This window comes from Marinomonas ostreistagni (assembly GCF_016461785.1).
Lineage (GTDB): Bacteria > Pseudomonadota > Gammaproteobacteria > Pseudomonadales > Marinomonadaceae > Marinomonas > Marinomonas ostreistagni_A.
The window spans coordinates 128,435-151,638 of sequence record NZ_JAEMUH010000007.1 but is presented as its reverse complement, the minus strand read 5'-3'; the positions used below and the strand labels follow the sequence as shown (position 1 = coordinate 151,638).

At 43.3% G+C, this 23,204-nt stretch carries 21 protein-coding genes and 1 other RNA gene; 18 read left to right on the top strand and 4 right to left on the bottom strand.

The window, feature by feature from the left end:
- Window positions 1-5: 5 nt before the first annotated feature.
- From gspD to gspM, 14 genes are all read left to right on the top strand, one after another.
- The gene (gene gspD, locus JHD44_RS09110; RefSeq protein ID WP_233401941.1) at window positions 6-1,817 is read left to right on the top strand and encodes a type II secretion system secretin GspD; all 1,812 of its coding nucleotides are present in this window, start codon (window positions 6-8) and stop codon (window positions 1,815-1,817) included.
- Between the two features lie 158 nt (window positions 1,818-1,975).
- On the top strand, window positions 1,976-3,280 hold the full coding sequence (gene traF, locus JHD44_RS09105; protein ID WP_199462444.1) for a conjugal transfer protein TraF: 1,305 nt from the start codon (window positions 1,976-1,978) through the stop codon (window positions 3,278-3,280).
- Window positions 3,281-3,381: 101 nt separating this feature from the next.
- Window positions 3,382-4,515 (top strand): paraquat-inducible protein A, encoded by a 1,134-nt coding sequence (locus JHD44_RS09100; protein ID WP_199462443.1) that lies wholly within the window; start codon window positions 3,382-3,384, stop codon window positions 4,513-4,515.
- A 1-nt stretch (window position 4,516) separates the two neighbouring features.
- A complete protein-coding gene (gene pqiB, locus JHD44_RS09095) occupies window positions 4,517-6,178 on the top strand; it encodes an intermembrane transport protein PqiB (protein ID WP_199462442.1) in 1,662 nt (553 codons plus the stop codon).
- Entirely contained in the window at window positions 6,175-6,756 is a 582-nt protein-coding gene (locus tag JHD44_RS09090) for a PqiC family protein (protein ID WP_199462441.1), read from the top strand. The genes pqiB and JHD44_RS09090 overlap by 4 nt, the downstream gene beginning before the upstream one ends.
- Window positions 6,757-8,286 (top strand): type II secretion system ATPase GspE, encoded by a 1,530-nt coding sequence (gspE, locus tag JHD44_RS09085; protein WP_199462440.1) that lies wholly within the window; start codon window positions 6,757-6,759, stop codon window positions 8,284-8,286.
- On the top strand, window positions 8,286-9,485 hold the full coding sequence (locus JHD44_RS09080; RefSeq protein ID WP_199462439.1) for a type II secretion system F family protein: 1,200 nt from the start codon (window positions 8,286-8,288) through the stop codon (window positions 9,483-9,485). The genes gspE and JHD44_RS09080 overlap by 1 nt, the downstream gene beginning before the upstream one ends.
- 40 nt (window positions 9,486-9,525) lie before the next feature.
- Window positions 9,526-9,987 carry a type II secretion system major pseudopilin GspG gene (gene gspG, locus JHD44_RS09075; RefSeq protein ID WP_199462438.1) on the top strand — a complete coding sequence of 154 codons (462 nt, stop codon included), beginning with the start codon at window positions 9,526-9,528 and terminating at the stop codon, window positions 9,985-9,987.
- The gene (locus tag JHD44_RS09070; protein ID WP_199462437.1) at window positions 9,956-10,486 is read left to right on the top strand and encodes a pilus assembly FimT family protein; all 531 of its coding nucleotides are present in this window, start codon (window positions 9,956-9,958) and stop codon (window positions 10,484-10,486) included. Before gspG ends, JHD44_RS09070 begins: the two co-directional genes overlap by 32 nt.
- Window positions 10,464-10,862: a type II secretion system minor pseudopilin GspI gene (gspI, locus tag JHD44_RS09065; protein WP_199462436.1), complete on the top strand. Its 399-nt coding sequence runs from the start codon at window positions 10,464-10,466 to the stop codon at window positions 10,860-10,862. The genes JHD44_RS09070 and gspI overlap by 23 nt, the downstream gene beginning before the upstream one ends.
- A gap of 23 nt (window positions 10,863-10,885) precedes the next feature.
- Complete coding sequence (gene gspJ, locus JHD44_RS09060) at window positions 10,886-11,527, top strand: type II secretion system minor pseudopilin GspJ (protein ID WP_199462435.1); 642 nt, start codon at window positions 10,886-10,888, stop codon at window positions 11,525-11,527.
- A complete protein-coding gene (gene gspK / locus JHD44_RS09055; RefSeq protein WP_199462434.1) occupies window positions 11,524-12,510 on the top strand; it encodes a type II secretion system minor pseudopilin GspK in 987 nt (328 codons plus the stop codon). The genes gspJ and gspK overlap by 4 nt, the downstream gene beginning before the upstream one ends.
- A gap of 11 nt (window positions 12,511-12,521) precedes the next feature.
- Window positions 12,522-13,652: a type II secretion system protein GspL gene (gspL, locus tag JHD44_RS09050; protein ID WP_199462433.1), complete on the top strand. Its 1,131-nt coding sequence runs from the start codon at window positions 12,522-12,524 to the stop codon at window positions 13,650-13,652.
- Window positions 13,652-14,164: a type II secretion system protein GspM gene (gene gspM, locus JHD44_RS09045; RefSeq protein ID WP_199462432.1), complete on the top strand. Its 513-nt coding sequence runs from the start codon at window positions 13,652-13,654 to the stop codon at window positions 14,162-14,164. The genes gspL and gspM overlap by 1 nt, the downstream gene beginning before the upstream one ends.
- Window positions 14,165-14,169: 5 nt before the next feature.
- Here the strand turns inward: gspM and JHD44_RS09040 are convergent, their stop codons facing one another.
- The 3 genes from JHD44_RS09040 to JHD44_RS09030 all read right to left on the bottom strand — a co-directional run bounded on the left by JHD44_RS09040 (window position 14,170) and on the right by JHD44_RS09030 (window position 15,339).
- Window positions 14,170-14,739 carry a 5-formyltetrahydrofolate cyclo-ligase gene (locus tag JHD44_RS09040; protein ID WP_199462431.1) on the bottom strand — a complete coding sequence of 190 codons (570 nt, stop codon included), beginning with the start codon at window positions 14,737-14,739 and terminating at the stop codon, window positions 14,170-14,172.
- 5 nt (window positions 14,740-14,744) lie between these two features.
- Window positions 14,745-14,922, bottom strand: a non-coding RNA gene (gene ssrS / locus JHD44_RS09035) — 6S RNA.
- Between the two features lie 123 nt (window positions 14,923-15,045).
- Window positions 15,046-15,339 (bottom strand): cell division protein ZapA, encoded by a 294-nt coding sequence (locus JHD44_RS09030; RefSeq protein WP_133563067.1) that lies wholly within the window; start codon window positions 15,337-15,339, stop codon window positions 15,046-15,048.
- 142 nt (window positions 15,340-15,481) lie between these two features.
- On the opposite strand from JHD44_RS09030, the gene prfB reads away from it, so the two are divergent.
- The 4 genes from prfB (at window position 15,482) to JHD44_RS09010 (ending at window position 21,206) form a co-directional block, all read left to right on the top strand.
- A protein-coding gene (prfB, locus tag JHD44_RS09025; RefSeq protein ID WP_133563065.1) for a peptide chain release factor 2 occupies window positions 15,482-16,577 on the top strand; the annotation gives its coding sequence in 2 pieces (ribosomal slippage) (window positions 15,482-15,553 and window positions 15,555-16,577; 1,095 coding nt in all).
- Window positions 16,578-16,615: 38 nt separating this feature from the next.
- Window positions 16,616-18,118, top strand: a complete 1,503-nt coding sequence (gene lysS / locus JHD44_RS09020) for a lysine--tRNA ligase (RefSeq protein WP_199462430.1) — start codon at window positions 16,616-16,618, stop codon at window positions 18,116-18,118.
- Between the two features lie 90 nt (window positions 18,119-18,208).
- Window positions 18,209-19,264: a histidinol-phosphate transaminase gene (gene hisC / locus JHD44_RS09015; RefSeq protein WP_199462429.1), complete on the top strand. Its 1,056-nt coding sequence runs from the start codon at window positions 18,209-18,211 to the stop codon at window positions 19,262-19,264.
- A gap of 451 nt (window positions 19,265-19,715) precedes the next feature.
- Window positions 19,716-21,206, top strand: a complete 1,491-nt coding sequence (locus tag JHD44_RS09010; protein WP_199462428.1) for an acetyl-CoA hydrolase/transferase family protein — start codon at window positions 19,716-19,718, stop codon at window positions 21,204-21,206.
- A 9-nt stretch (window positions 21,207-21,215) separates the two neighbouring features.
- On the opposite strand, the gene JHD44_RS09005 is transcribed toward JHD44_RS09010, so the two are convergent.
- Window positions 21,216-23,171, bottom strand: a complete 1,956-nt coding sequence (locus JHD44_RS09005; protein WP_199462427.1) for a putative bifunctional diguanylate cyclase/phosphodiesterase — start codon at window positions 23,169-23,171, stop codon at window positions 21,216-21,218.
- Window positions 23,172-23,204 lie beyond the last annotated feature (33 nt).

The window sequence follows — 23,204 nt, the reverse complement described above, 5'->3', positions numbered from 1 at the left end:
TCAATTTGCAGCAAGCAGATATCAACGTGTTTATTCAGCAAGTTGCCAAAATGACAGGGAAAAGCTTTATTGTCGACCCAAGAGTTAAAGGTAAGGTTAATGTTGTTTCGCAACAAACGCTGACAGAAGAGGCTGTATATCACTTATTGCTCTCAGTACTGACGGTTCATGGTTATGCTGCACTCGAAACGGCGGATGGCATTAAAATCGTTCCGCAAAATATTGCTAAACAAAGTGGCGTTGATTTTGACTCAGATGGTGTAGCAGCTGGAGGCTTGTTAGTCACCCGGATGGTACCGGTAAAACAAGCTCAAGCATCAGAGCTCGTGCCGATATTGCGACCACTAATCCCTCAGTATGGTCATCTTGCGGCTGTCGATAGTGTGAATGCTTTGATTATTAGTGATCATGCAGAAAACATTAACGAGTTGGAGTCGCTGATCGCTCGTTTAGACAATTCAAATAAAGGTGTGGTCAAAATTGTAACCTTGCAGCACGCTTGGGCAGGTGACCTTTTAGAGCTTTTGAAAATCATGCAAGGCGAAGGCTCTCAAGCAGTTTCTAATTCAGTATCAGCCAGTTTGTCGAAGACTAGGGTCATAGCAGACGAACGAACAAATCGTATCATTTTAAAAGGTGAGAACGAGGAAGTTGAGGCGTTAGAATTGTTGATTGATGACTTAGATGTGCCGTCTAAGGTTTCCAGCCGCTTGGCCGTCATTCCTCTTCGTTATGCGGATGCGCCTAAAACAGCAGAATTAATCAGTGGCTTAGTTGGATCTTATGATGCAGACAATAATGTTCCTTCGGCACAGTCTGCATTTGTGAAAGCGGATGAGGATTTAAACGCACTAGTCGTAAGAGCAGAACCTGCTGTTATGATTGATATTCAGACCGTCTTGGGGGAATTGGATGTACCAAGAGCTCAGGTGCTAGTCGAAGCGATTATTGCTGAAGTTACGATGGACGATGCGGAAGCATTTGGCTTTCAGTGGTTATTTGGCGATCTTTCAGACTCTTCAGCGCCTGTTTTTGGTACTAACTTTACGGCAGCAGGCAGTAGCTTGACAGAAATTGCAACAGGGATTTCAACTGGACAGCCGTCCTTAAGTAACGGTCTGACTGCGGCGGGCATTCGCTTTAACAGTAATGGTGACCTAAATCTCGCTGGTATTTTGCAAGCAATTGAAAGTAATGCTAATGCGAATTTGCTCTCTACACCGAAAATTATGACACTTGATAATCAAACATCAAAAATTTTAGTGGGTGAAACCCGCCCATTTCAGACGGGAGGGTATGCAGACAGCAGTAGTAATGCTTTTGTTACCACTACTCGGGAAGATATCGGTTTAACCCTTGAGGTCACGCCACACATTAATGCTGGGGATGATGTACGCATGGAGGTGTTGCAAATAGTTGAGGCAGCTTCAGCTGAGCCAAGCTCATTGGGGACCATTACCACTAAGAGAGAAATCTCTACGACGGTGATCGCAGGGAACCGTCGTACAATCGTACTTGGTGGGCTAATAGAAGATAATCTAGTAGAGGTACAACAAAAAGTGCCTTTGCTTGGTGATTTACCTGTGATTGGTGGTTTGTTTAGAAGCACTTCTCATGAAGCCCAAAAGAAAAACCTACTTGTCTTTATTCGTCCTACCATTTTGCGGTCGCAGCAGCAGGTAGACGAGGTCACAGATGCGAAGTTCAAGGCGTTTCGAAGTATTGAGTTGTCACAAGATTTCCCATTTAAACGTGCGGAGAATCTAGCAGATCGCTTTGACAACCCTTTTGCAATACCGAAGGACTCTAATAATTAGAACTATGCTTAATCTCATGTAACTGTGTAAAAGTGGCAAACAAATACTGTATTTGACTTTGCCTTGTACAGATTTTGCATAATATTGATATTTAAGGGCTATAAAAATTCGTCATTCCCTGTGACTGACTTATCAATCATTTAACTTAGGGTGATCTTATGAAACAAAAACTTCTTTTAGCAGGTGGTCTTGTTTTAGGCTTTTCTGCCACTGTTCAAGCTTCTCAATCATTAGGATCAAGTTTTACCTTAGGTTCAAGTGCCAACCCAGCATCCTTAATGACTTCTCTCAGCAACCCAGCTGCGCCTTACTTCATGGTCAACAGTGATGAAGGAGATAGTTTTCGTACAGGAATACTAGGGCCAGTCAGTGTAGGTTATGAAGTGGGGGAAGTAGATTCACTTGAAGATAAAATTGATGAGTTAGATGATCTTTTAGACCAAGAAGTTACCACTGTGACTCAAGCTCTTGAGATTCAGAATCAAGCTAATGACCTCATTGCGCAAATGGGCCAAGATGCCAATCTAAAAGTTATGTTAGGCATGCCAGTACCAATTTTTCCGGTTATCTACAAAGCCAATAACGGTAATACATTTATGCTGGATGTGTCAGTCTCGTCGATCGCAAAAGGTAATTTTCTAGATGATGATATTGATGTCGTGATTGATGATTCTGGAAATTATGCTTTGGAGACAAACTCCTCACTCTACGCAAAAGCAGGCGTTGATCTAAACATTGGATTAGGTTATTCGAGCGAGGTGTTTAATAGTGATTCTGGAACCTTGGTTCTGGGTACAAAACTAAATTTTCATAGTGTTACATTAGGTAAAGCACTATTGCATTTGGAATCCTCTGATGAGGATACAGAAGACGCATTCTCTGATGCCTTTTCTGATCAACAAGAAACAACGACCGGTTTTGGCCTTGATCTCGGTGCGATTTGGGCTGCCGACCATTATCAAATTGGGATTCAAGGCACGAACCTCAATGAGCCTTCGTTTGCATATGGTGAGCTTCCCAGTGATTGCACCTCCGCCACCCCTTTAAACCAGCAGAGCTGTGAAGCGGCGTTAGCATTCGCAAGTGCCGGTGATATTGAGTTGAAAGAAGATTATACAATGGAGCGTCAATTCGCTTTAGAAGCCTCCACCTTTGTATTTGATCGTCAGCTTTCGCTGGCTGCAAGCTATGAATTAAATGAAGTCGCTGACTTAGTGGGGGATGACTATCAATGGGCCACTCTATCAAGTGCATACTACAGTAGTAGCTCTTTTATTCCCGCTGTACGAGTGGGGTATAAGAAAAATATGGCGGGATCTGAATTGAGTTATGCCATGTTTGGTGCCACTTTATTTAAACGCTTAAACCTTGATTTGGCATATGGCTTAGACAAAGTCGAGATTGATGGTGATGAGCAGCCTCGTAGCTTGTACTTCAGTGCAGGCATTGAAAGTGCATTCTAACGGGGCACTTTGATCTTAAAGATTGTGGGGCAACTTAAAAACGCGCTATAACAGTAGCGCGTTTTTTATTTTTAGTGGTTAGAGTACGGGATACATAGTAGATGGAATCTTCCAGTTCTGAAGGCGGGCGTATCATTGCTTGTAAGGGGTGTGGACTTAAAACTCAAGTTCCCACACTCGCACCTAATCAAACCGCCTACTGTTCTCGCTGCGGTCATAAGCTTACAAGGCTTAAGCATAACTGGGTGGATAAAGTGTTGGCATTAAGCATGTCAGGTCTAATTCTGCTAGTGCTTTCTATCTCAGCAGATTTCTTGTCATTTGCGACAAATGGTCTCGAAACTTCTATCAGTTTAGTGACAGAGGTTGAGACATTGATCAACCAAAGTTATTTAGGGCTTGCTGGTGTTATATTGTTTGTATGCATTCTCTTACCTGCCGTGGTTTTAGTCCTACTGTGTGCTTGGATGATTTCGATAAAACTGGGGATTGGTCTTCGGGCGACGCAAGCGCAAATTTCTCTTTGCTTTAATTTTATTGTTTGGTGCATGCCCGAAGTGTTTATGGTCGGTGTGTTGGTGAGTATGGTAAAAATCACGGCGATGGCAGAGGTTACCTTCGGTCTAGGTTTTTACTTTTATATTGGTTTTATGGTTTTGTATATCCTTACTCTTATGTATCTAGATCGCTATCAAGTCGAGCTAGAGTTGACGAAAGACGAAAGTCTGCAAGAGTTAGAAACAGATACTAGGAAGCGAGTGCAGTGGACTTGGGCTCTGTTGTTGACAGCAGTGCTACTGTATCTCCCTGCAAACTTGTTACCCATTATGACCACGCGGTTTCTCGGAGCGGATTCGCCCTCTACGATTGTGGGTGGTGTCATTACCCTTTGGGATCACGGTTCATATTTCATCGCCACGGTAATTTTCGTTGCCAGTATTTTGGTTCCTGTCTTTAAAATGTTGGCAATTGGCTATTTGAATTACTCTGTGCAAACGAAGAGTAAAGCCAGTATTAAACAACGCTACATCTTGTATCGTATTACCGAAATTATGGGGCGCTGGTCTATGATAGATGTTTTTGTGGTAGCCATTTTAGCTGGATTAGTCCAATTAGGCAGTACGATGAGCGTCTATCCTGGGTCAGCTGTTATAGCTTTTTGTGCAGTGGTGGTCTTGACGATGTTAGCAGCAATGTCATTTGATAGCAGAATGATTTGGGAGCATAAGCACTAAGATGAGTGAATCGCTAGTGAGTTCAAAGGATGATAAAACGGTTTCACCCGCAGTGATTAAATCAAATAAAGGGATATCCAAAATTTGGATAATTCCGCTTATTACTCTGCTAATTAGCGCTTGGTTTGTTTATCAAGAGCTCAGCAAGAAAGGTCTTGAAATTGAAATAGAGTTTGAAACCGCTTCAGGATTAGAAGCAGGAAAAACTCAGATTAAAATTCGTGATGTAGTCATTGGACATGTTGAAACGATTGAACTTAAAGATGATTCAACAGGGGTTTTAGTGACCGCCTCTATGGATAAAAAAGCTGAACAGTTTTTGCGCTCTGATTCACGCTTTTGGGTCGTTTCACCACGTATCTCTCTGGAAGGGATTTCTGGGTTGCAGACTTTACTCTCTGGTTCATATATCGATATGGCACCAGGCATTCGAGCAGAAACATCACGACGCTTCATAGCGTTAAATGATCCCCCAGTGACTCCGATTGGGACTCCTGGAATACGCGTCTTTTTAAATAGTGAGAAGTCATTTACTGCTAAGGTTGGAGATCAAGTTGTGTACCGTGGTTTAGCTGTCGGGCGTATTGAAACCGTTGAGTATGACCTAGAAAAACGCGTAGCTCGCTACAGTGCTTTTATAGAAGCGCCATTTGACCAGTTAGTGACCTCAAATACGCGTTTTTGGAATACGAGCGGTTTAGAACTGGAGCTTGGTGCTGATGGTGTAGGCGTTTCGACGCCTAATTTCGAGTCTTTATTAGCAGGCGGTATTACCTTTGACGAACCTGAAGGTATGCCTCCTAGCCATGAATTCAATCATGATAAGGTTTTTCAGATTTATCCTTCTTACAAAAGTGCCATGTCTCACCGATTTGTTGAGAAGGTTTACTTTTTGGTTTTAATTGAAAGTTCTGTTCGCGGCCTTAAAGAAGGTGCTCCAGTAGAATATCGAGGATTACAAATTGGCCAAGTGGAAAAAATCAATATCAAGCTTGATGATCACAAATTAGAAGTGGATGCAGACTCATATAAAATACCCGTGCTCATATCTATTCAACCGGGGCGTGCAAATTTAACGGATGATACAGCTGGACGAAACTTTGTTACCCAGCAGTTTGAACTATGGTTAAAGAATGGTCTAAAGGCTTCCCTAAAAACAGGCAGCTTATTGACGGGGGCGGTATTTGTCGACTTGAAACATGACGATAAAGCCAAAGGCTCTAAAATTGCCTATGTTTCTGGTTACCCCGTGATTCCTGCTGTACCAGATGAGATTGTACAGTTTACAGATCAATTAAGCACAACCTTAGATAAGATCAATGATTTGCCGCTGCAAGGTGTGGCTCAGGATTTGAGGGTTTTACTGCAAGACCTTTCCAAAAGTGCGAACGCATTCAATGATGCTAGTGCCTCAATCAGCTCTAAGTTAACTGAGTTCGATATGGCACAAATGAACGAGACGTTAGGGAATTTAAATGAACTACTTGCGAAGTTTGCGACCGAGGATAACGGAGTGTCATCGATAAATCAGACTATGGTTGAAATTCAAAATGCTATGAGAGAGCTTACTCCATTGCTTCAAAAAATGAACACTTCACCAAATAGCTTGATCTTCAAGAGCCAAGTCGCTCCAGATATTGAACCAAGAGGAGCGAAGCGATGAGAGTGTTATTAGTTTTGATTGGTATCGCGATTTTAGCAGGGTGTTCTTCACAGACGTTACAGCCTCCAAAATACTATGTACTGAATGGGGCTCCCGCACATCTGTCTGCGAGTGCTTTGAATCAAGTACCTTTGACTGTACGTTCGGTCATTTTATCTGAATACTTGCAAAGTTCTAATATCGTGCTGCAAGTTTCTGATCATGAGCTATTTTTTTCGGCAAACAATCTCTGGGCTGAGCCGCTTCAGGTGGGCATTAAAAAGGCGCTTGAGAACAATTTATCAGCAGCTGGAAATTTACAAGATGCTTCCTTTCAGCTGGACTTAAACGTCGACTACTTTCATATAATTGATCAAGACTCAGTGATTCTTTCAGGTGATTTTTCAGTTTTTGATGAGCAAGGGAGAGTGACGCTGAAAGATCACTTTGCTTTGCGCCATCCTCTGAACAATTCTGGTTATGAGTACGCGGTCTCGATCATGTCAGCAACCTTAAAGTCTTTAAGTGAAAAGATTGCAGCAAGCATTAATAAAAATGCTGAGGTATTGGCAGAACATCATTTGAATGTGGGCAGTTAATTGTCAGCTTTAGCGTATTCCTATGTGAAAGAGTCAGGCGTGTTATTGTATCCATCAGAAGTAGGATGGATATTAGCGCATAAAACTACAGCCAGTCTTTCTGCATTGAATGAAGCGTTTCGTATATGTCCAGAAATGCCTGAATTAAAGCCCTTATCTGAGCAAGAATTTGAGGCTCAAGTGGTTCGCTTCTATCAGCAAGAAGGGCAACAAACCCTAGCCCAAGTAAATGGGTTAGACGATGATTTCTATCTGGATGCATTTGACTTAGAGAGTATTGTCGATGCCATTCCTGAGAATGAAGACCTATTAGAGCGTGATGGCGATGCCCCGGTTATTCGGCTCATCAATGCCATATTAAGCGAAGCACTAAAAGATGGCGCCTCGGATATTCATATTGAGACATACGAACGGCAACTGAAAATTCGCTTTCGTGTCGACGGTTTATTGCGTGAAGTGATCTCACCGAAGCGTGTGTTGGCTCCCATGTTAATTTCTCGAATTAAAGTGATGGCGAAGCTAGACATCGCTGAAAAACGTTTACCCCAAGATGGGCGAATTTTACTTCGTGTATCAGGACAAGATACTGATGTACGTGTTTCCACATTGCCTTCGACTTATGGTGAGAGAGTGGTCATGCGTTTGTTAAGTAAGTCCATGGCGCGTATGGATTTTGGGTATTTAGGGATGAATACTCATGATCAACAAAAATTGTCTGCCTTGATAGAGAAACCTAATGGAATTGTATTAGTTACGGGACCTACAGGCTCTGGTAAGACTTCATCTCTGTATGCGGCCTTGAATCATTTAAATCATGGTCGTAGTAATATCATGACCGTTGAGGACCCAGTTGAATATCACATTGATGGCGTTGCTCAAACGCAGGTAAACCTTAAAGCGGGCATGACATTTGCCAAAGGATTGCGTGCGATCCTGCGTCAAGATCCAGACGTTGTTATGGTTGGCGAGATACGTGATTTGGAAACTGCCGAGATCGCGGTGCAAGCCTCTTTAACGGGTCACTTAGTGCTTTCAACTTTACATACGAACAGTGCCATATCAGCAGTAACACGCTTAAAAGATATGGGTGTTGAGCCTTTTTTATTATCTTCTTCTTTGGTGGGTATTGTCGCTCAGCGTTTAGTGCGTAGACTCTGCGAGCATTGCAAGACTTCTCTTGAAGTAGATCAAAGTCACCAACAGTGGTTCAGCGAGATAGACTCTTCGGTTACTCATATTTATCAAGCTTATGAGCCGGGCTGTGAACATTGTCATCAGGGCTACCGTGGACGTTTAGGTGTTTATGAAATCATCGAAATGGATACGGTGTTACAAAAGCTTATTCACGATAATGCGTCAGAGTATCAGATGGAACAATATGTTCGTCCGATCAGTCCAAGTCTGCGCAACGATGGTTTTCAAAAAGTTGCCCTTGGCATTACTTCAATTGAAGAAGTTCTACGAGTGACGTCAAGTTTGGCTTCTCCAGATTCTTCCTTGGCCTTTTCTAAGGTGGATGAGGATGTGTAATGGCAGTCTTTGAATATCGGGCACTCAATGATTCAGGAAGCAAACGAAAAGGTATTTTAGAAGCTGACAACGAACGCCATGCTCGACAGATGCTGCGTGAACGTGGGTTAGTGCTTTTGGAGCTTAGACGCACAAAATCTGGATCAAAACACTTCTTTCAAATCAGGGTGTCGGTGCGTCTTCGAGCGGTATTGATTCGTCAGCTCGCTACACTGATTGATGCGGGAGTACCCGTTGAAGAAGCGTTGTCAGGCGTGGCTTCGCAATCGAGTAAAGGGCGAGTTCGTTCGATGCTGCTAGCTATTCGAGCTCGTGTCTTGGAAGGTTACTCTTTTGCTCAAGCTCTGGGCGCCTATCCCAAAGCATTTCCAATGCTATTTCAAGCGAGTGTTCAGGCGGGAGAAGAGTCCGGTAAATTAGCCACCGTACTTTTAGAACTGGCTGAACACTCAGAGCAAGAGCAAACCACACAACAAAAGCTACAATCAGCTTTGCTTTATCCCACGTTGTTAACCATTGTTGCGATAGGGATTGTGAGCTTCTTATTGGGGTCTGTTATGCCAGACATTGTGTCTGTCTTTGAGCGGCAACAAGCTCAGCTACCCTCTCTAACAGAAGTATTAATCGCCATCAGTCTTGGTTTGTCTAACTGGGGAATTTGGTTCTTATTAGCGATAGGTGTTGTCGTTATGTTGCTGCGTCTCTCTCGTCGCAGTAAGACAATGTGTCTGCGGCAAGATCAAATGGTACTGTCGATGCCAGTCCTCGGACGTTGGCTTGGGACATTAGCTACTACTCGCTATATCGCGACTTTGGCAATGTTAACAAAAAGTGGTGTACCGCTTGTTTTGGCGATGGATATTTCATCTAAAGTGATTAACAACTTAGCATTAAAGCAACGCTTTTTGATGGCCCAGAAACAGGTTCGTGAAGGTGCCTCTTTGTCAAAGTCTCTCGCTGACATTCGATATGTGCCACCAATGATGTTGCAACTGATTAGTGGTGGTGAGCGTATTGGAGAGCTCGATAAAATGCTTGATAAAGCGGCTCGTCAGCAAATGGAATATAGCCAGCATCGTATGGCAAACTTTCTTACTTTATTTGAGCCACTGATGCTGTTAGTGATGGGGGGAGTGGTTATGATGATCGTGATGGCTATCCTGCTACCAATTATGAATATGAATCAATTACTACGCTGATATCTTCGTAGTGATGATTATGCGACCAAGGATTTTATTTATGGGAAACTCTTTTAAAGTATCAAGATTTAAGCCATTTAAGCGCCGAAAAATGGGGTTTACTTTATTAGAGATTATGGTTGTGATGGCTATTTTGGCTATGTTGGTAGCGCTAGTTGCGCCCAATATTTTAAGCCGCTCAGATGATGCTAAAGTCGCTGTGGCCAAAACACAGTTGCGCAATATTGTATCTGCTTTAGATCTTTATAAACTCGATAACGGAAATTATCCATCTACCAGTCAAGGTCTACAGGCGCTGGTGACTCGACCAACGGGCTACCCCGAAGCACGTAATTGGAAGCAAGGAGGTTACCTGCCTTCCTTACCAAAAGACCCTTGGGGAGCCGATTTCCTATATATAAGTCCAGGTGCGCAGGGTGCATACGATCTCCTTTCTTTAGGCTCTGATGGCCGAGAGGGCGGTGAAGGGGATGCCAGCGATATTGTCAGTCGTGCGCTGTAAACTGTCGTCCAAATCCAGTGCTGGATTTACATTTCTAGAGCTATTAGTCGTGTTGAGTATTCTTGGTGTAATGGTGAGCATTGTTACACCAAACCTTTCAAGCTTTTTTATTAAGGATTCTGCTCAGCACGAGGCCTTCATTCTGCAACAATCACTACAAAAACTGGTTGATGAAAGTTGGCTTGAACAGCGTAACCACTTTATTGAGTTTAGAGATGTCAGTGCTAAAGAAACTCAGTTGGTGCTTTGGCAGCGTCAAAATGATCATTGGCAAATTCAAACGTCAATTTATACGCTAGATTCAGAGCTTACCTACCAACTAGAGACATCATCTAGTGCTTTAAATCAGGCAAAACAAAGCTTGTCTGCCGTTCAAAATAGCCGCTGGGTGGTGTTTTCAAATGGGGAATACCTTCCATTTCGTTTGCAAATTAAAAGCCCAAGCAGCACATACACTTTAGTCGGGGATGGCATCAATGGTATTCGGATTGAGCCTTAAGCAAGGGTTTACTTTGATCGAAGTACTGGTTGCTTTAGTGGTGTTATCAGCTATTGGCGTAATGTTATTACAAACCAGTGAAACAGGTACGGATCATGGTAGTTATCTTGAGCAAAAGTTAATAGCCAGTTGGGTAGCCGAAAACCGTGCCAGCGAACTCCGCATTGCTCAGAGAGTTGGGCACCCCCTGGAGCTTGAAGAGCAGCGAGTGAAGCAAGGGCGAGCTCAATTTAGCAGTCGTGTCCTGCAAGTAAAGCATACTGACTTACTCAATAGGCTTGAAATTAAAGTGTATACATTTTTAGATGATCAAGAGTTGTCGCAAAGCCCAATTTATCAACACACTTTATACTTACCTAATAACGCGGGGGAATGATGTTCGTTAAGACCTCGGCTGTTATGTCAAAAAGGAAAGGCTTTACGCTGGTTGAGTTGTTAGTCGTTGTTCTTATTATCAGCTTCATGGGGAAAGTGGCTTATGACATGTTGGGGACTGCTATTCAGTTAGAGTCTCGTACTGCAGAGCATGCAAATGCTATAGAGCAAATGACGGGAGTGTTAAGCTGGTTACAGCAAGATGCTGAACAGTTTGTTGACCGACCCATCCGTGGTGAACTAGGAGAACGATTGCCAAGTTTGATAGTGCAACATGGACGATTAAGTTTGACGCATCTGGGATGGGCAAACCCATTACAAGTGCAGCGATCAAACGCGCAACGGGTGTCATATCATTTCATTAATAACGAATTACATCGTTTGAGTTGGCAGGTTTTAGACCGTGCCCAAGACTCAAAAAGCGTGACTCAGAAGCTTTCTGGACAAGGCAATTTAGATATTGAAACGATAGAGTTTTCCGTGCTCTCTTACAGCAACGGCAAACCACATTGGCAAACGGAGTGGCCACCAAAAAGCTCACATTTACCTGGCGATCAACATCATGCTCAGGCAATTGCTTTACGTGTTCGATTAACAAGTCAGCAGTTAGGGACGATTGAGCGCGTATTCGAGTTGCCTAGCATAACAATTGAGACTAACCAATGAGATACTTTCGACAAAATGGTGTTGTCTTAGTCATAGCGCTTATGGTGCTAGCCGTTGTGGCAACATTGTCTGTCTATACCTTAAAGCATGTTGATCGCTCAGTCTCTATGGTTACTTTTAGTGAGATGACTGCGCAGCAACGTCAGCAATTATTAGGTGGTGAAGCATGGGCCTCTGCGTGGGTATCTCAGAATGATAAAACAGCAGATAAAAGTGAATTATTAGACTTGGAGCGCCCATGGCACTTAAAGCAGGTGTTCTTTTCTTTGGAAGAAGCGAATGCTCATTTGAAAATAGATGTAATCGAGCGACAAGCCTGTATCAATATAAACTTGTTGGCTGACTCTAAAAATGTTGCGAAGACAGAAGCTCGTTTGATGAGGTTGTCGCAATTCTTGTCATTGCCCAATGATTGGATTTCTTTGATGAAAGACTGGTTGGATGATGATCAAAGTTTAAGTGCTTTAAATAGTCATGAAGATGAATTTTATCTTGGCTTAGATATTCCGTTTAGAACTTCCGACAGCGCCATCGTTGATGTTAGCGAGCTGGCGTTATTACCTATTTCTACTAGCACGCTTACCTCTTTGGCACCTTATATCTGTTGGTTGCCAGAAGTCAGTACGATAAATGTTAATCAATTAACAGAACCATTGATTACTGGATTTTTACCGGATTTAAATGATCAGGCCGAAACAGCTTTAATTGCCCGTTTATCGTCATCGGGCTTTAGTCACAAAGACGACTTTTTAGCATGGGCTCAGACTCATGATGTCGTATTAGAGGAGGATGAATGGTCTGTGGAAAGCCAATTCTTTGATGTCTTTGTAAGCCTTTCTCAAGAGGGACACATGCGCTATTTACATAGTCGTATTAAAAGGCTAGAAAATGGACAAGTGGTGGCTTTTTCTCGCTCCTTTGCTCCCTTTCACGTACTATCTCAAATATTAATGTCACCTGAAACAACGACGTCGACTCAATAAGAAGGATGCCTGTGCAGCGATTGATTCTTCAATTACAAGAGACCCATTCATACGATCAATTGAAATGTTGTTGGTGGCTTTTTGATAATCAAACACTGCTAAATCAGGGTTTTTTTACATCCCCTGAAGACATTGCTAAGTTCGACTTCTCAAGTTTTACAGGGGAAGTAGTTGTATTTGCACCTGCCCAACGAGTGCATATGCGGCGATTAGCACTCTCCAAAACTCAATATCGATACCGCAATAAAGTGGTGCCTCATTTGATGGAACCTCATCTAGGGCAAAATATTGAAATGATTCACTTCACCACTTCATTAGCCTCAAAAGAGAGTGCTTGGTGCTATGCTACTGAAGAGAATGTTATGGCTATTTGGTTGGAGTGGGTTAACCATATTGTATCTCGCCAAGTTTACCTACTAGCGCTTCCAAATGTCCTTAAGCCCTTCCCAGAAGACTCTCTTTTTGATGTGCTAGGTCAGACGTTTCAATACACTGAACAACAATGGTGTTGGCTACCTAAGAATATGGCGAAACAGCAGGCTATTAAGCTGTTAACGATTGAAGAAATTAACCATATATTAGAGCAGTCGAAAGATTGGCGACGCGATAATTTGTTGCAAGGTAAATTCGATGTCAACCATCAGCAAGCAGTGAAACACTATTCTTGGGTGGGAGTGATTTGTCTGGTTGTTTTGGCGTTTTCTGTACACAGTATCAATGTGTTTTTAGAAACCCAGTCACTTTCTAGACAGGCTGTTAATGTAGAAAACATAGCTAAGCAAGCCTTTTTAGAGTTAGTTCCAGAAGAAGAAAAAGTGATTCATCTAGAGCGTCAGGTCTCAGCTCGACTTAAGTCGAATGAAAAGGCTGAGCCAGAAATGATGACGGCCTATGAAGTGTTAGCGATGTTAGACTCTGTTAGGGAGCAAACAAATGAGACTCTTGGGCTTCAAGGTATTACTTGGCTGCCTAAAGAGTATCGTTTTGAATGGCTTACGTCATCGATTTCAAACTTTGAGCGTATTCAGCAAGCATTTGAGAGTGAAGGCTTGTCTGTTGAGTTAGAGCAAACCATTAAGCAAGATAAAACCTACTTAGGGGTATTCCGCTCTACACAAAAGAGTACGACTAGGAAGCAATGATGAAGACTTGGTTTAAGCGTCAGTATCGAGACAGTACGAGCCTCAAGCGAATGTTAACGCAGTATCGATCGCGAACAATGCGAGAGCGAATTCTGCTAAAAATAGCGGCCGTTATGTTCTTTTCCATTGCAGCTTACTTGTTGATTTTGAAGCCGCTTGAACAGCAAAAATTGGAGGCGCAAAGGCGTCTGGATACTGCTCAGCGGCAATACCAATTGTTACAAATGAATGCGCAAAAGCTCGTAGAGGGTCGAATACTATCGTTATTTAAAGATCGAAACGCTAGTGAACTAAGGCGAGTATTGGGTCAGACTGCGACCGAAATACAATTTAGTGCGGATCGAGTCCAAGTTGAAGGTGATAGTCACTTACAGGTTTGGGCATCCGACGTAGCATTTGTTGTTGTATCAAAGTGGTTGAACCGTCTAGCCGAACAGCAAGTAGGTATTAATAATCTTCAACTTGAACGAGTAGACGAAGGGCGAGTAAATCTTCGAATCACATTAGACTGAATGGTTTATAAACATTTGATATAGCGACTTGGCGTTAGCATACCGCTCAATGGTACGTCCCATGATTCGATCGGTAAGCTGTCTACTTCTTGGCAATCATGCGCTAAGCCAATTAAGTGTGTTCGTTCAGCTTTGTTCTCAAATGTACGATCGTAAAAACCGCCGCCCATACCTAGTCGCCCGCCTTGAGCATCAAAGCCTACTAACGGCATCAGCACCATATCCATATCAGCACCTTTTAACGGGGTAGGGTCAACAGGCTCTAAGATATTGAAACTGTTTTTTTGCCATTCACAGTCGCGTGTATAGCGAGCAAAGACAAGTGCTTTGCCGTCTAAGACAGGGAGGTAAACATTGATACTGTTTTGCCAACACCATTCGCAGATGGCTTTAGGCGAAATTTCACCATCATTGGTAAGGTATAGGGCTAGATTCGATTCAGGAGCAAGTAATGACACTAAAGCAGATTTAAATTGCTCAAGCAATTTTGTTGCAGCGTTTTGCTGCTCGGAGTCGGAGAGTTGATTGCGTTCTGCACGCAGTGCTTGACGTAAGCTTAGACGATCTAAAGACATAAAAAGTGTTTCCCAAGTTGCCGTTTCGGCTATTGGCCTTGAACCCAGTGGTTCAAGGTGGAAATAGCTGAAGTTCTTTAGGCTTTCCGTCGCACGGACATGCACACCAAACTTGCAGCATCTTTCCGGGTATTTGCTCATAGGCTCAAGGGCGTTAAGCCGCTTCGAACAACCCAGGAAACACCGCCAGTATAGGGGAGAAGATGAGAAAAATCACCCTAGAAATCTTGGGGAGTATCGGGCTACTTGAAGAATTTTCGTGACTAAAACTCTTGCTAAACGCCGCGAAGTCTATCTAAACAATGACTAACCAACTTTGCTTTGCTGCCCTAGAGCTGAGTCCAGCTGAGAGGTTAGCTCACGTAGCTGCTGCTCATTTGAGCGTGCATAGCGTCGGCTCGATAGCAAATCATGGGTGATGTTTAAAGCGGTAATAATGGCAATTTTTTCAAGTCCGACCGCCTTACCGCTTGCACGAAGTTCGCGCATTTGATTGTTAAGATATTCTGCGGCTTCTTTTAATTCTGCCTCATGACCTTTCGGGCAGTTGATATTGAAAGACTTGCCCAGAATGTCGACAGCAACAGTTGGCTTTTCCATAGTATCTCCGACAGCTAGATAAGCGTTAAGTAAGGTGAATTTCCATTATTTTCGCAACGAATAACATTTTATGCCGCAGGTAAATTCGTTACAATTGGCGATTCGTTAAATCCACATAAATTTATAGCAAATTGACGTAAAAATGGAAATTAATCCGATCATTTCGAAGATAAAAGACCTTTCCGAACGTACCCAAGTGCTTCGGGGGTATCTTTGACTACGAGTCAAAGAGTGAAAGACTAGAAGAAGTTAACCGCGAATTAGAAGATCCAAACGTTTGGAATGACCCTGACTATGCTCAGAAATTAGGTCGTGAACGTTCTTCTCTTGAAGCGGTGGTATCGACCATTGATAACATGGAATCAGGTGTTGAAGACGCTCAAGTTCTATTGGATATGGCGGTAGAAGAGAATGATGAAGACTCTGTCGAAGCCGTGCAGCTAGAGCTTGATGAGCTTGAAAAGCAACTGGGCGAACTTGAGTTTCGTCGTATGTTCTCGGGTGAAATGGACCCTAACTGTGCTTTCTTGGATATCCAATCTGGTTCAGGCGGTACAGAAGCACAAGACTGGGCCAACATTTTGTTACGTATGTACCTACGCTGGGGGGAAGACAAAGGCTTCAAAGTGGAGCTGGTCGAAGTATCAGCGGGTGATGTGGCGGGTATTAAATCTGCGACAGTGCGCTTTGAAGGTGAGTACGCTTTCGGTTGGTTACGTACAGAGACAGGAGTGCACCGTCTTGTTCGTAAATCTCCATTTGATTCGGGTAACCGTCGTCATACGTCATTTGCGTCAGTATTTGTTTCTCCTGAAATCGATGACAACGTTGAAATCGATATCAATCCAGCCGACCTTCGCACGGATACATACCGTTCATCCGGTGCTGGTGGTCAGCACGTAAACACCACCGATTCCGCGGTACGTATTACCCACGTACCTTCTGGTATCGTGGTTCAGTGTCAAAGCCAGCGTTCACAGCACGCGAACCGTGACTTTGCCATGAAACAGTTACGTGCCAAGTTATACGAAATGGAAATGCAGAAGCGTACGGAAGCAGCTCAAGCTTTAGAAGACACTAAGTCTGATATCGGTTGGGGAAGCCAGATCCGTTCTTATGTATTGGATGCTTCTCGTATTAAGGACTTGCGTACTGGTGTGGAAAGTTCCAACACCGGCGCGGTGCTTGATGGCAACCTAGACCAATTTATTGTGGCGAGCCTTAAACAAGGCCTTTAATGCACTAAAACCTTTTGACAAGAGTAACTTACAAAATCATGTCTAACGAAACTCAAAACGAGACCAGCGTAAATTCTGACGATAACCGTTTAGTTGCAGAGCGCCGCGCTAAGTTGGATGCCATTCGTGAGCAAGGTGTTGCGTTTCCTAATACGTTCCGCCGTGATGCTTACGCAGCGGATCTACAAGAGCAATTTGGTGAGCTTGAAAAAGCAGAGCTAGAAGAGAAAAACCATGTAGTGAGCATTGCTGGTCGTATCGTGCGTAACCGCGGTGCCTTCATGTTGCTACAAGATATGTCGGGTCAAATTCAGGCTTACGTAAACCGTAAAGCGCTTGATCCTGAGTTGCTGAAGGACATCAAAACTTGGGACCTAGGCGACATCATCGGTGTGACAGGCCCTGTACACAAATCTGGTAAAGGCGACCTTTACGTGGATATGCAGTCAGTTGAGCTGCTAACGAAGTCTCTTCGTCCTCTGCCTGATAAGCACCACGGCTTAGCAGACATGGAAATGCGTTACCGTCAGCGTTATGTTGACCTAATCGTAAACCAAGAGTCACGTAAGACATTCGAAATTCGCTCAAAAGTGATTTCTACCATTCGTCGCTTCCTTGAAGATCGCCGTTTTATGGAAGTAGAAACGCCAATGCTACAAACCATCCCAGGTGGTGCATCAGCGCGTCCTTTCGTAACGCATCACAATGCGATGGATATGGACATGTTCCTACGTATCGCACCTGAGCTTTACTTGAAGCGTTTGGTAGTAGGTGGTTTTGAACGAGTTTTCGAAATCAACCGTAACTTCCGTAACGAAGGTGTATCGACGCGTCACAACCCAGAATTCACGATGATCGAATTCTACCAAGCGTACGCTGATTACAAAGACCTTATGGATCTTACTGAAGAGATGCTTCGCACTGTATCTGAGCAAGTGCTTGGTACAGCAAAAGTACCTTACCAAGGCGAAGAGTTTGATTTCGGTGCACCGTTTGTTCGTATGACCATGCTTGAAGCGATCCTGCACTACAACCCTGAGCTAACCGCTGAAGACCTAGATACAGTTGAGAAAGCAACAGCTGTTGCTAAGAAACTTCACATCGACGTTCAGCCAATATGGGGCCTAGGTAAGCTTTGGACTGAGATCTTTGAAGAAACAGCGGAGAGTAAGCTTATTCAACCAACGTTCATCACGGAATACCCAGCTGAAGTATCGCCACTAGCGCGTCGTAACGATGACAACGAGTTCATCACAGACCGTTTCGAGTTTTTCGTCGGTGGTCGTGAGATCGCCAATGGTTTCTCGGAGCTTAACGATGCGGAAGACCAAGCGGCACGTTTCCGTCGTCAGGTTGAAGAGAAAGACGCAGGTGATGACGAAGCGATGCACTACGATGCGGATTACATCAACGCTCTAGAATACGGCCTTCCTCCTACTGCGGGACAAGGTATCGGTATCGACCGTCTAGTTATGTTGTTCACGGATTCTCCATCGATTCGTGATGTGTTGCTATTCCCTCACATGCGTCCACAAGACTAATTGAGGCGTTATCGCGTATTACACGCTTGATGAATTATAAGGCCTCTTTATGAGGCCTTATTTGATTTGATTTAAAACAGAGAGAGTAATATGAGCCGTTTTTGGACTGACAAAATCGCTTCTCTTGACCCATATGTACCTGGGGAGCAACCGCAAGATAAGCAATACATTAAGCTTAATACCAACGAAAGCCCTTACAGCCCGTCATCTAAGGCATTGGCTGCAATGCACGAGCAAGTGAGCGAAAAGCTGCGCTTGTACCCAGATCCAAACTGCCAAACGTTGAAGAACGCCTTAGCGAAAAATTATGGCGTTAATGCGAACCAAGTATTTGTCGGTAATGGTTCAGACGAAGTGCTAGCGCTTGCGTTTATGGGCTACTTCGCGGGGGATAAGCCTTTAGCGTTTGCTGACATCACTTACAGCTTCTACAAAGTTTATGCGAACCTTTACGGAATTGAGCCTAAAATTATTCCGTTGACGGAAAGCTTTGATATTGATCCTACGGATTACGAAAATCTGGATGTCTCAGGTGTTGTGATAACTAATCCAAACGCACCGACGGGTAAAGCTTTACCACTTTCAGACATTGAGAAAGTTCTAAAGGCAAACCCAGATGTGGTTGTGTTGGTGGATGAAGCCTATGTTGATTTCGGTGCGCAAAGCGCTGTGTCATTGGTGAATCAATATCCGAACCTAATGGTCGTTCAAACCTTTTCGAAATCTCGTGCACTAGCGGGTATTCGTGTGGGCTACGCCATTGCACAGCCTGAGTTGATTGATGGACTTGAGCGCTTGAAGAACTCGTTCAACTCATACCCAATTGACCGCATTGCGCTAGCAGGTGCAACGGCGGCGGTAGAGGATGCGGAATACTTGCAAGAGATCTGTGACAAAACCATCGCTACACGTGAGTGGGCCGTTACAGAGCTTGAAAAGCTTGGTTTTGAGGTGTTGCCATCGGCGACGAACTTTGTCTTTGTTACGCACCCTGAGAAAGACGCTGAGACTTTGTACTTGAGCTTAAAAGAACAGGGCATCTTAGTTCGTTACTTTGGTAAGAAGCCACGCATTGGTGAATACCTACGTATTACGATAGGCACCGATGCCGAAATGCAGGCATTGATCGATGCTTTGTCGGCTTAATTATTAAACTGAGTGTGTAAAAAGGAGGTGAGCTTACGGCTTTTACCTCCTTTTAATTGATCTTTTTTATCACAAAACTGCCTTATTCATCGTATGCACAGTGTGATTATTTTCTCTTAGTAATCACATTAAGATTTCCAATCTTTGTAAAAATATCATTAGAGTGGGTTTTCTATTTATATCTGTACCTTTTGGCTATTATTAAAAACACTCAAATGCATTGTATTTACTCTTTCTGGAGGCTTATTTTAAGCTCACAAAGATCACCTAATTCATCTAATACTTTGGTCCAGATTACGCTTCCCTTAGTAATTTTTATACTGTGCGCACTTTAATCTTTGGCGTCAGCACCTCTTATCCTGTGCAGAGCTTTCGTGCGTGCTCACATTAGTGGCTGCTATAAAAAGTTCAGCTGACGTTTGCCAGTTAAAATTAAAATAAAGGTTCTTAGATGAGTTTAGAGAGAATAAGAAACAGTAGTCTTCATGAAAAAATCATGTCTGCTGAACAAGCCAGTGAGTTTATTAAAGATGGTATGACCGTTGGTATGAGTGGCTTTACCCGCGCAGGGGAAGCCAAAGCCGTGCCAAAAGCACTTGCTGAACGCTGTAAACAACACCCAATCAAAATTAACTTAATGACTGGTGCGTCATTAGGGAATGATTTAGATAAGATCCTAACCGAGTCTGGTAGTCTTGCCCGCCGTATGCCTTTTCAAGTGGATACGACATTACGAAAAGCCATTAATAATGGTGAGGTAATGTTTATTGATCAGCATCTTTCTGAAATGGTGGAGCAATTACGCAGTCATCAATTAACTCGCCCAGATGTGGCGATTATTGAAGCGGTTGCGATCACAGAAGAAGGCCATATTGTGCCAACGACTTCTGTCGGTAACTCGGCAAGCTTTGCTGTCTTTGCTGAGAAAGTGATTGTAGAAATTAATACTTTACACAGTGAAAAGCTGGAAGGTCTACATGATGTTTATATACCGACTTATCGTCCTACGCGTACACCATTACCACTTGTTAAAGTAGATGATCGCATTGGCAGTACGGCGATTCCTATTCCACCAGAAAAGATCGCAGGTATTGTCTTCACTAGTACGCCTGACTCTTATTCAACCGTTTCTGATCCAGATGAAGAAACGGCGTCTATCGCTCGTCACTTAGTCAGCTTTTTAAAAGAAGAAGTTGCCGAAGGTCGTTTGCCAAATAACCTTGGTCCACTGCAAGCGGGGATCGGTAATATTGCCAATGCGGTGATGATGGGCTTGTTAGATTCTGATTTTGAAGATCTGACAATGTACTCTGAAGTGCTACAGGATTCGACTTTTGATCTGATCGATGCGGGTAAAATGAAATTTGCGTCAGGTTGTTCAGTCATCTTGTCTGAGCGTATGAACTCAAAGGTATTTGATAATATTGAGGCGTACAAAGACAAGTTGGTGCTGCGTCCACAAGAGATGTCTAACCATCCAGAGCTTGTGCGTCGTTTAGGTATTATTGCCGTTAACACGGCATTGGAATTTGATCTATATGGCAATGTAAATTCAACCCACGTCTGCGGCACAAAAATGATGAACGGTATCGGTGGATCAGGCGATTTTGCCCGTAATGCCAATATGTCGATCTTTGTAACGAAATCAATTGCCAAAGATGGCGCTATCTCAAGCGTTGTGCCGATGGTAAGTCATGTAGATCACACGGAGCACGATGTAGATATTCTGGTGACTGATCAAGGTCTAGCGGATTTACGCGGTCTCGCACCTCGAGAGCGTGCTGTACGTGTTATTCAGAATTGTGCACATCCTGATTATCGCCATCAGTTGATGGATTACTTTGAGCGAGCCTGTGCACGAGGGGGCCATACGCCACATTTAATGGAAGAGGCATTTAGCTGGCATGTTGCTCTCGAACAGAGTGGGACAATGAAACGCTGATAGTAGCGGCTAGTCACTGAAACTCAAGTGATTAGCCGATTGATTCATTTTTGTCTTTAGTTCTTCTAGCGGCACAGGGTAATTATAAAAAAAGCCTTGTCGATAATTTATCCCAATTTGATCTAAATGTGCTGCTTGCTTAGAGGTTTCCACACCTTCCACTAGACAGTACATGTTTAAGCTTTCACACAAATCTCGAATGAATTTAAGCGTGTAGGGATCTTTATCGATATTATCTATAAAAGCTTTATCAACCTTTACGAACTTAGCTGGAATCTGTCCAAGGTATGCTAGGGAAGAGTAGCCTGTACCAAAGTCGTCGATGGCAAAGGTGAATCCTAAATCACACATCGTTTGTAGTACGTGCTGTTGACGCTCAATAGTACTGACTAGAATGCTTTCCGTTAACTCAATAACAATGTCTTGAGGCTTACACTGAGTTTCATTTAAGACAGCTTTAATGTCATCAATAAAATTGATTTGGGAGAGGTGAGCTCCTGAGATATTGATGCCGATGGTAAAAGAATCCCCATAAAGCTGTTTTAGTTTGGGTAGGTCTAGGCAAGCGCGTCGAAAGATCCAGTTTTCCAGAACAGATATGCGACCTGTTTCTTCTGCAGCAGAGATAATATCGAGTGGTGGAATGTTTCCTAACGTAGGGTGCTCCCAGCGAAGTAATGCCTCAGCGCCTACTGTTTCGTGTGAGTGTTTTTTAAATAATATTTGGTAATAAAGCTTAAGTTGATTTTGCTCTATGGCGGATTCGAGGCCTTGAATAATGGTTGAGCGTCTTAGTAGTCGATCTTCCATGCCTGATGAGTAAATGACGAAGCGGTTGCGGCCATTATGTTTGGCTTCATACATGGCTGCATCAGCGCAAGTGATCAGGCGCTCGGGGCTTCTGACAATGGGTAAATTAGAGACAACACCTATGCTGGCTGAAATTAGCGTGCGATGACTACGGTCAATCTGTATGGGAGTAGAAAGTTGTTGTACTAAGCTTTTCGCTACGCTGCTCATTTCTTCGACGCTCAGTGCTCCGATAGATACAACAATGAATTCGTCCCCACCGAGTCGAGCACAGACTACGTTACTACTAATATTTTGCTCGAGTAATAGAGCAACTTTCTTGAGTACTGCATCCCCGACAGCATGACCATAGCTGTCATTTACGGGTTTGAAACCATCTAGATCAATGTAAAAGACAGTGTGCTCAAGGTGGTTGATCGAGCGAAGTTTTTCAAGGATTCCTCGCCGATTTAGCAACCCTGTTAAAGAGTCGGTTATGGAATCATATTCATGTTTCAGCTCGTTTAGTTTTCTATCATGAATGTCCGTTAAAGTGGCGATAATGCGTTCTGAGTTAGGTTCTCTATCAAGCTCTAAGTGGTGCCAGCGTTCGCCATCACGAGTAAACAGTAAATGATCGTTTTCATAATGAACTTCATCTGAGGGGAGCAGTTGCTGTAACGAAGTTGGAGGCTTTATTAAGTCTTCAAAGCAACAACTTTGCAAACTAAACTGATCTTTAAAGGGGGGGTTAAAGCTTATCAAAGAGCCATCAATATGGAACAAAGCTAAGAGTAAGCTCTTTCCTATCTCACCCAAAGAGCGGCTTAAAAGCTCTGAGTGGAGGCCTGTAACAAGAAGAGCAGTGCGGGCCTCCTTTATTTTAATGCCGCTAAACTTTAAGAAAACTTGTTTGTTTATTTCTTTTGGTGATAAGCGCCACCAACATTCGATCGTCCGGTTGGCTTCACAGTCCTTTAAAAAGCCAAGCAATTTCTGTTGTACTGCTTCCGATGTGTTTGTCTTAAAATCTCGCTGCTGTAGCTCTGTAACACTATCAGCTTCCCAAAGTCTGAGTGCGGCATCATTAGCCCAAAAAATCTGGAAATCGATCACATCGTATATCCAAACTGGTTGCTCTAGATTGGTAAGATTTAATGCTTCAAAGCTTTGCAAGCCAAACTCCTTTTACATGCTTCTTAGTATGAT

Bases quoted from the DNA above. Each gene is read 5' to 3' on its own strand.
- traF (WP_199462444.1), top strand. From the start codon at position 1,976: ATGAAACAAAAACTTCTTTTAGCAGGTGGTCTTGTTTTAGGCTTTTCT.
- JHD44_RS09100 (WP_199462443.1), top strand. From the start codon at position 3,382: ATGGAATCTTCCAGTTCTGAAGGCGGGCGTATCATTGCTTGTAAGGGG.
- pqiB (WP_199462442.1), top strand. From the start codon at position 4,517: ATGAGTGAATCGCTAGTGAGTTCAAAGGATGATAAAACGGTTTCACCC.
- JHD44_RS09090 (WP_199462441.1), top strand. From the start codon at position 6,175: ATGAGAGTGTTATTAGTTTTGATTGGTATCGCGATTTTAGCAGGGTGT.
- JHD44_RS09080 (WP_199462439.1), top strand. From the start codon at position 8,286: ATGGCAGTCTTTGAATATCGGGCACTCAATGATTCAGGAAGCAAACGA.
- gspG (WP_199462438.1), top strand. From the start codon at position 9,526: ATGGGAAACTCTTTTAAAGTATCAAGATTTAAGCCATTTAAGCGCCGA.
- JHD44_RS09070 (WP_199462437.1), top strand. From the start codon at position 9,956: ATGCCAGCGATATTGTCAGTCGTGCGCTGTAAACTGTCGTCCAAATCC.
- gspI (WP_199462436.1), top strand. From the start codon at position 10,464: ATGGTATTCGGATTGAGCCTTAAGCAAGGGTTTACTTTGATCGAAGTA.
- gspJ (WP_199462435.1), top strand. From the start codon at position 10,886: ATGTCAAAAAGGAAAGGCTTTACGCTGGTTGAGTTGTTAGTCGTTGTT.
- gspK (WP_199462434.1), top strand. From the start codon at position 11,524: ATGAGATACTTTCGACAAAATGGTGTTGTCTTAGTCATAGCGCTTATG.
- gspM (WP_199462432.1), top strand. From the start codon at position 13,652: ATGAAGACTTGGTTTAAGCGTCAGTATCGAGACAGTACGAGCCTCAAG.
- JHD44_RS09040 (WP_199462431.1), bottom strand. From the start codon at position 14,739: ATGTCTTTAGATCGTCTAAGCTTACGTCAAGCACTGCGTGCAGAACGC.
- JHD44_RS09030 (WP_133563067.1), bottom strand. From the start codon at position 15,339: ATGGAAAAGCCAACTGTTGCTGTCGACATTCTGGGCAAGTCTTTCAAT.
- lysS (WP_199462430.1), top strand. From the start codon at position 16,616: ATGTCTAACGAAACTCAAAACGAGACCAGCGTAAATTCTGACGATAAC.
- hisC (WP_199462429.1), top strand. From the start codon at position 18,209: ATGAGCCGTTTTTGGACTGACAAAATCGCTTCTCTTGACCCATATGTA.
- JHD44_RS09010 (WP_199462428.1), top strand. From the start codon at position 19,716: ATGAGTTTAGAGAGAATAAGAAACAGTAGTCTTCATGAAAAAATCATG.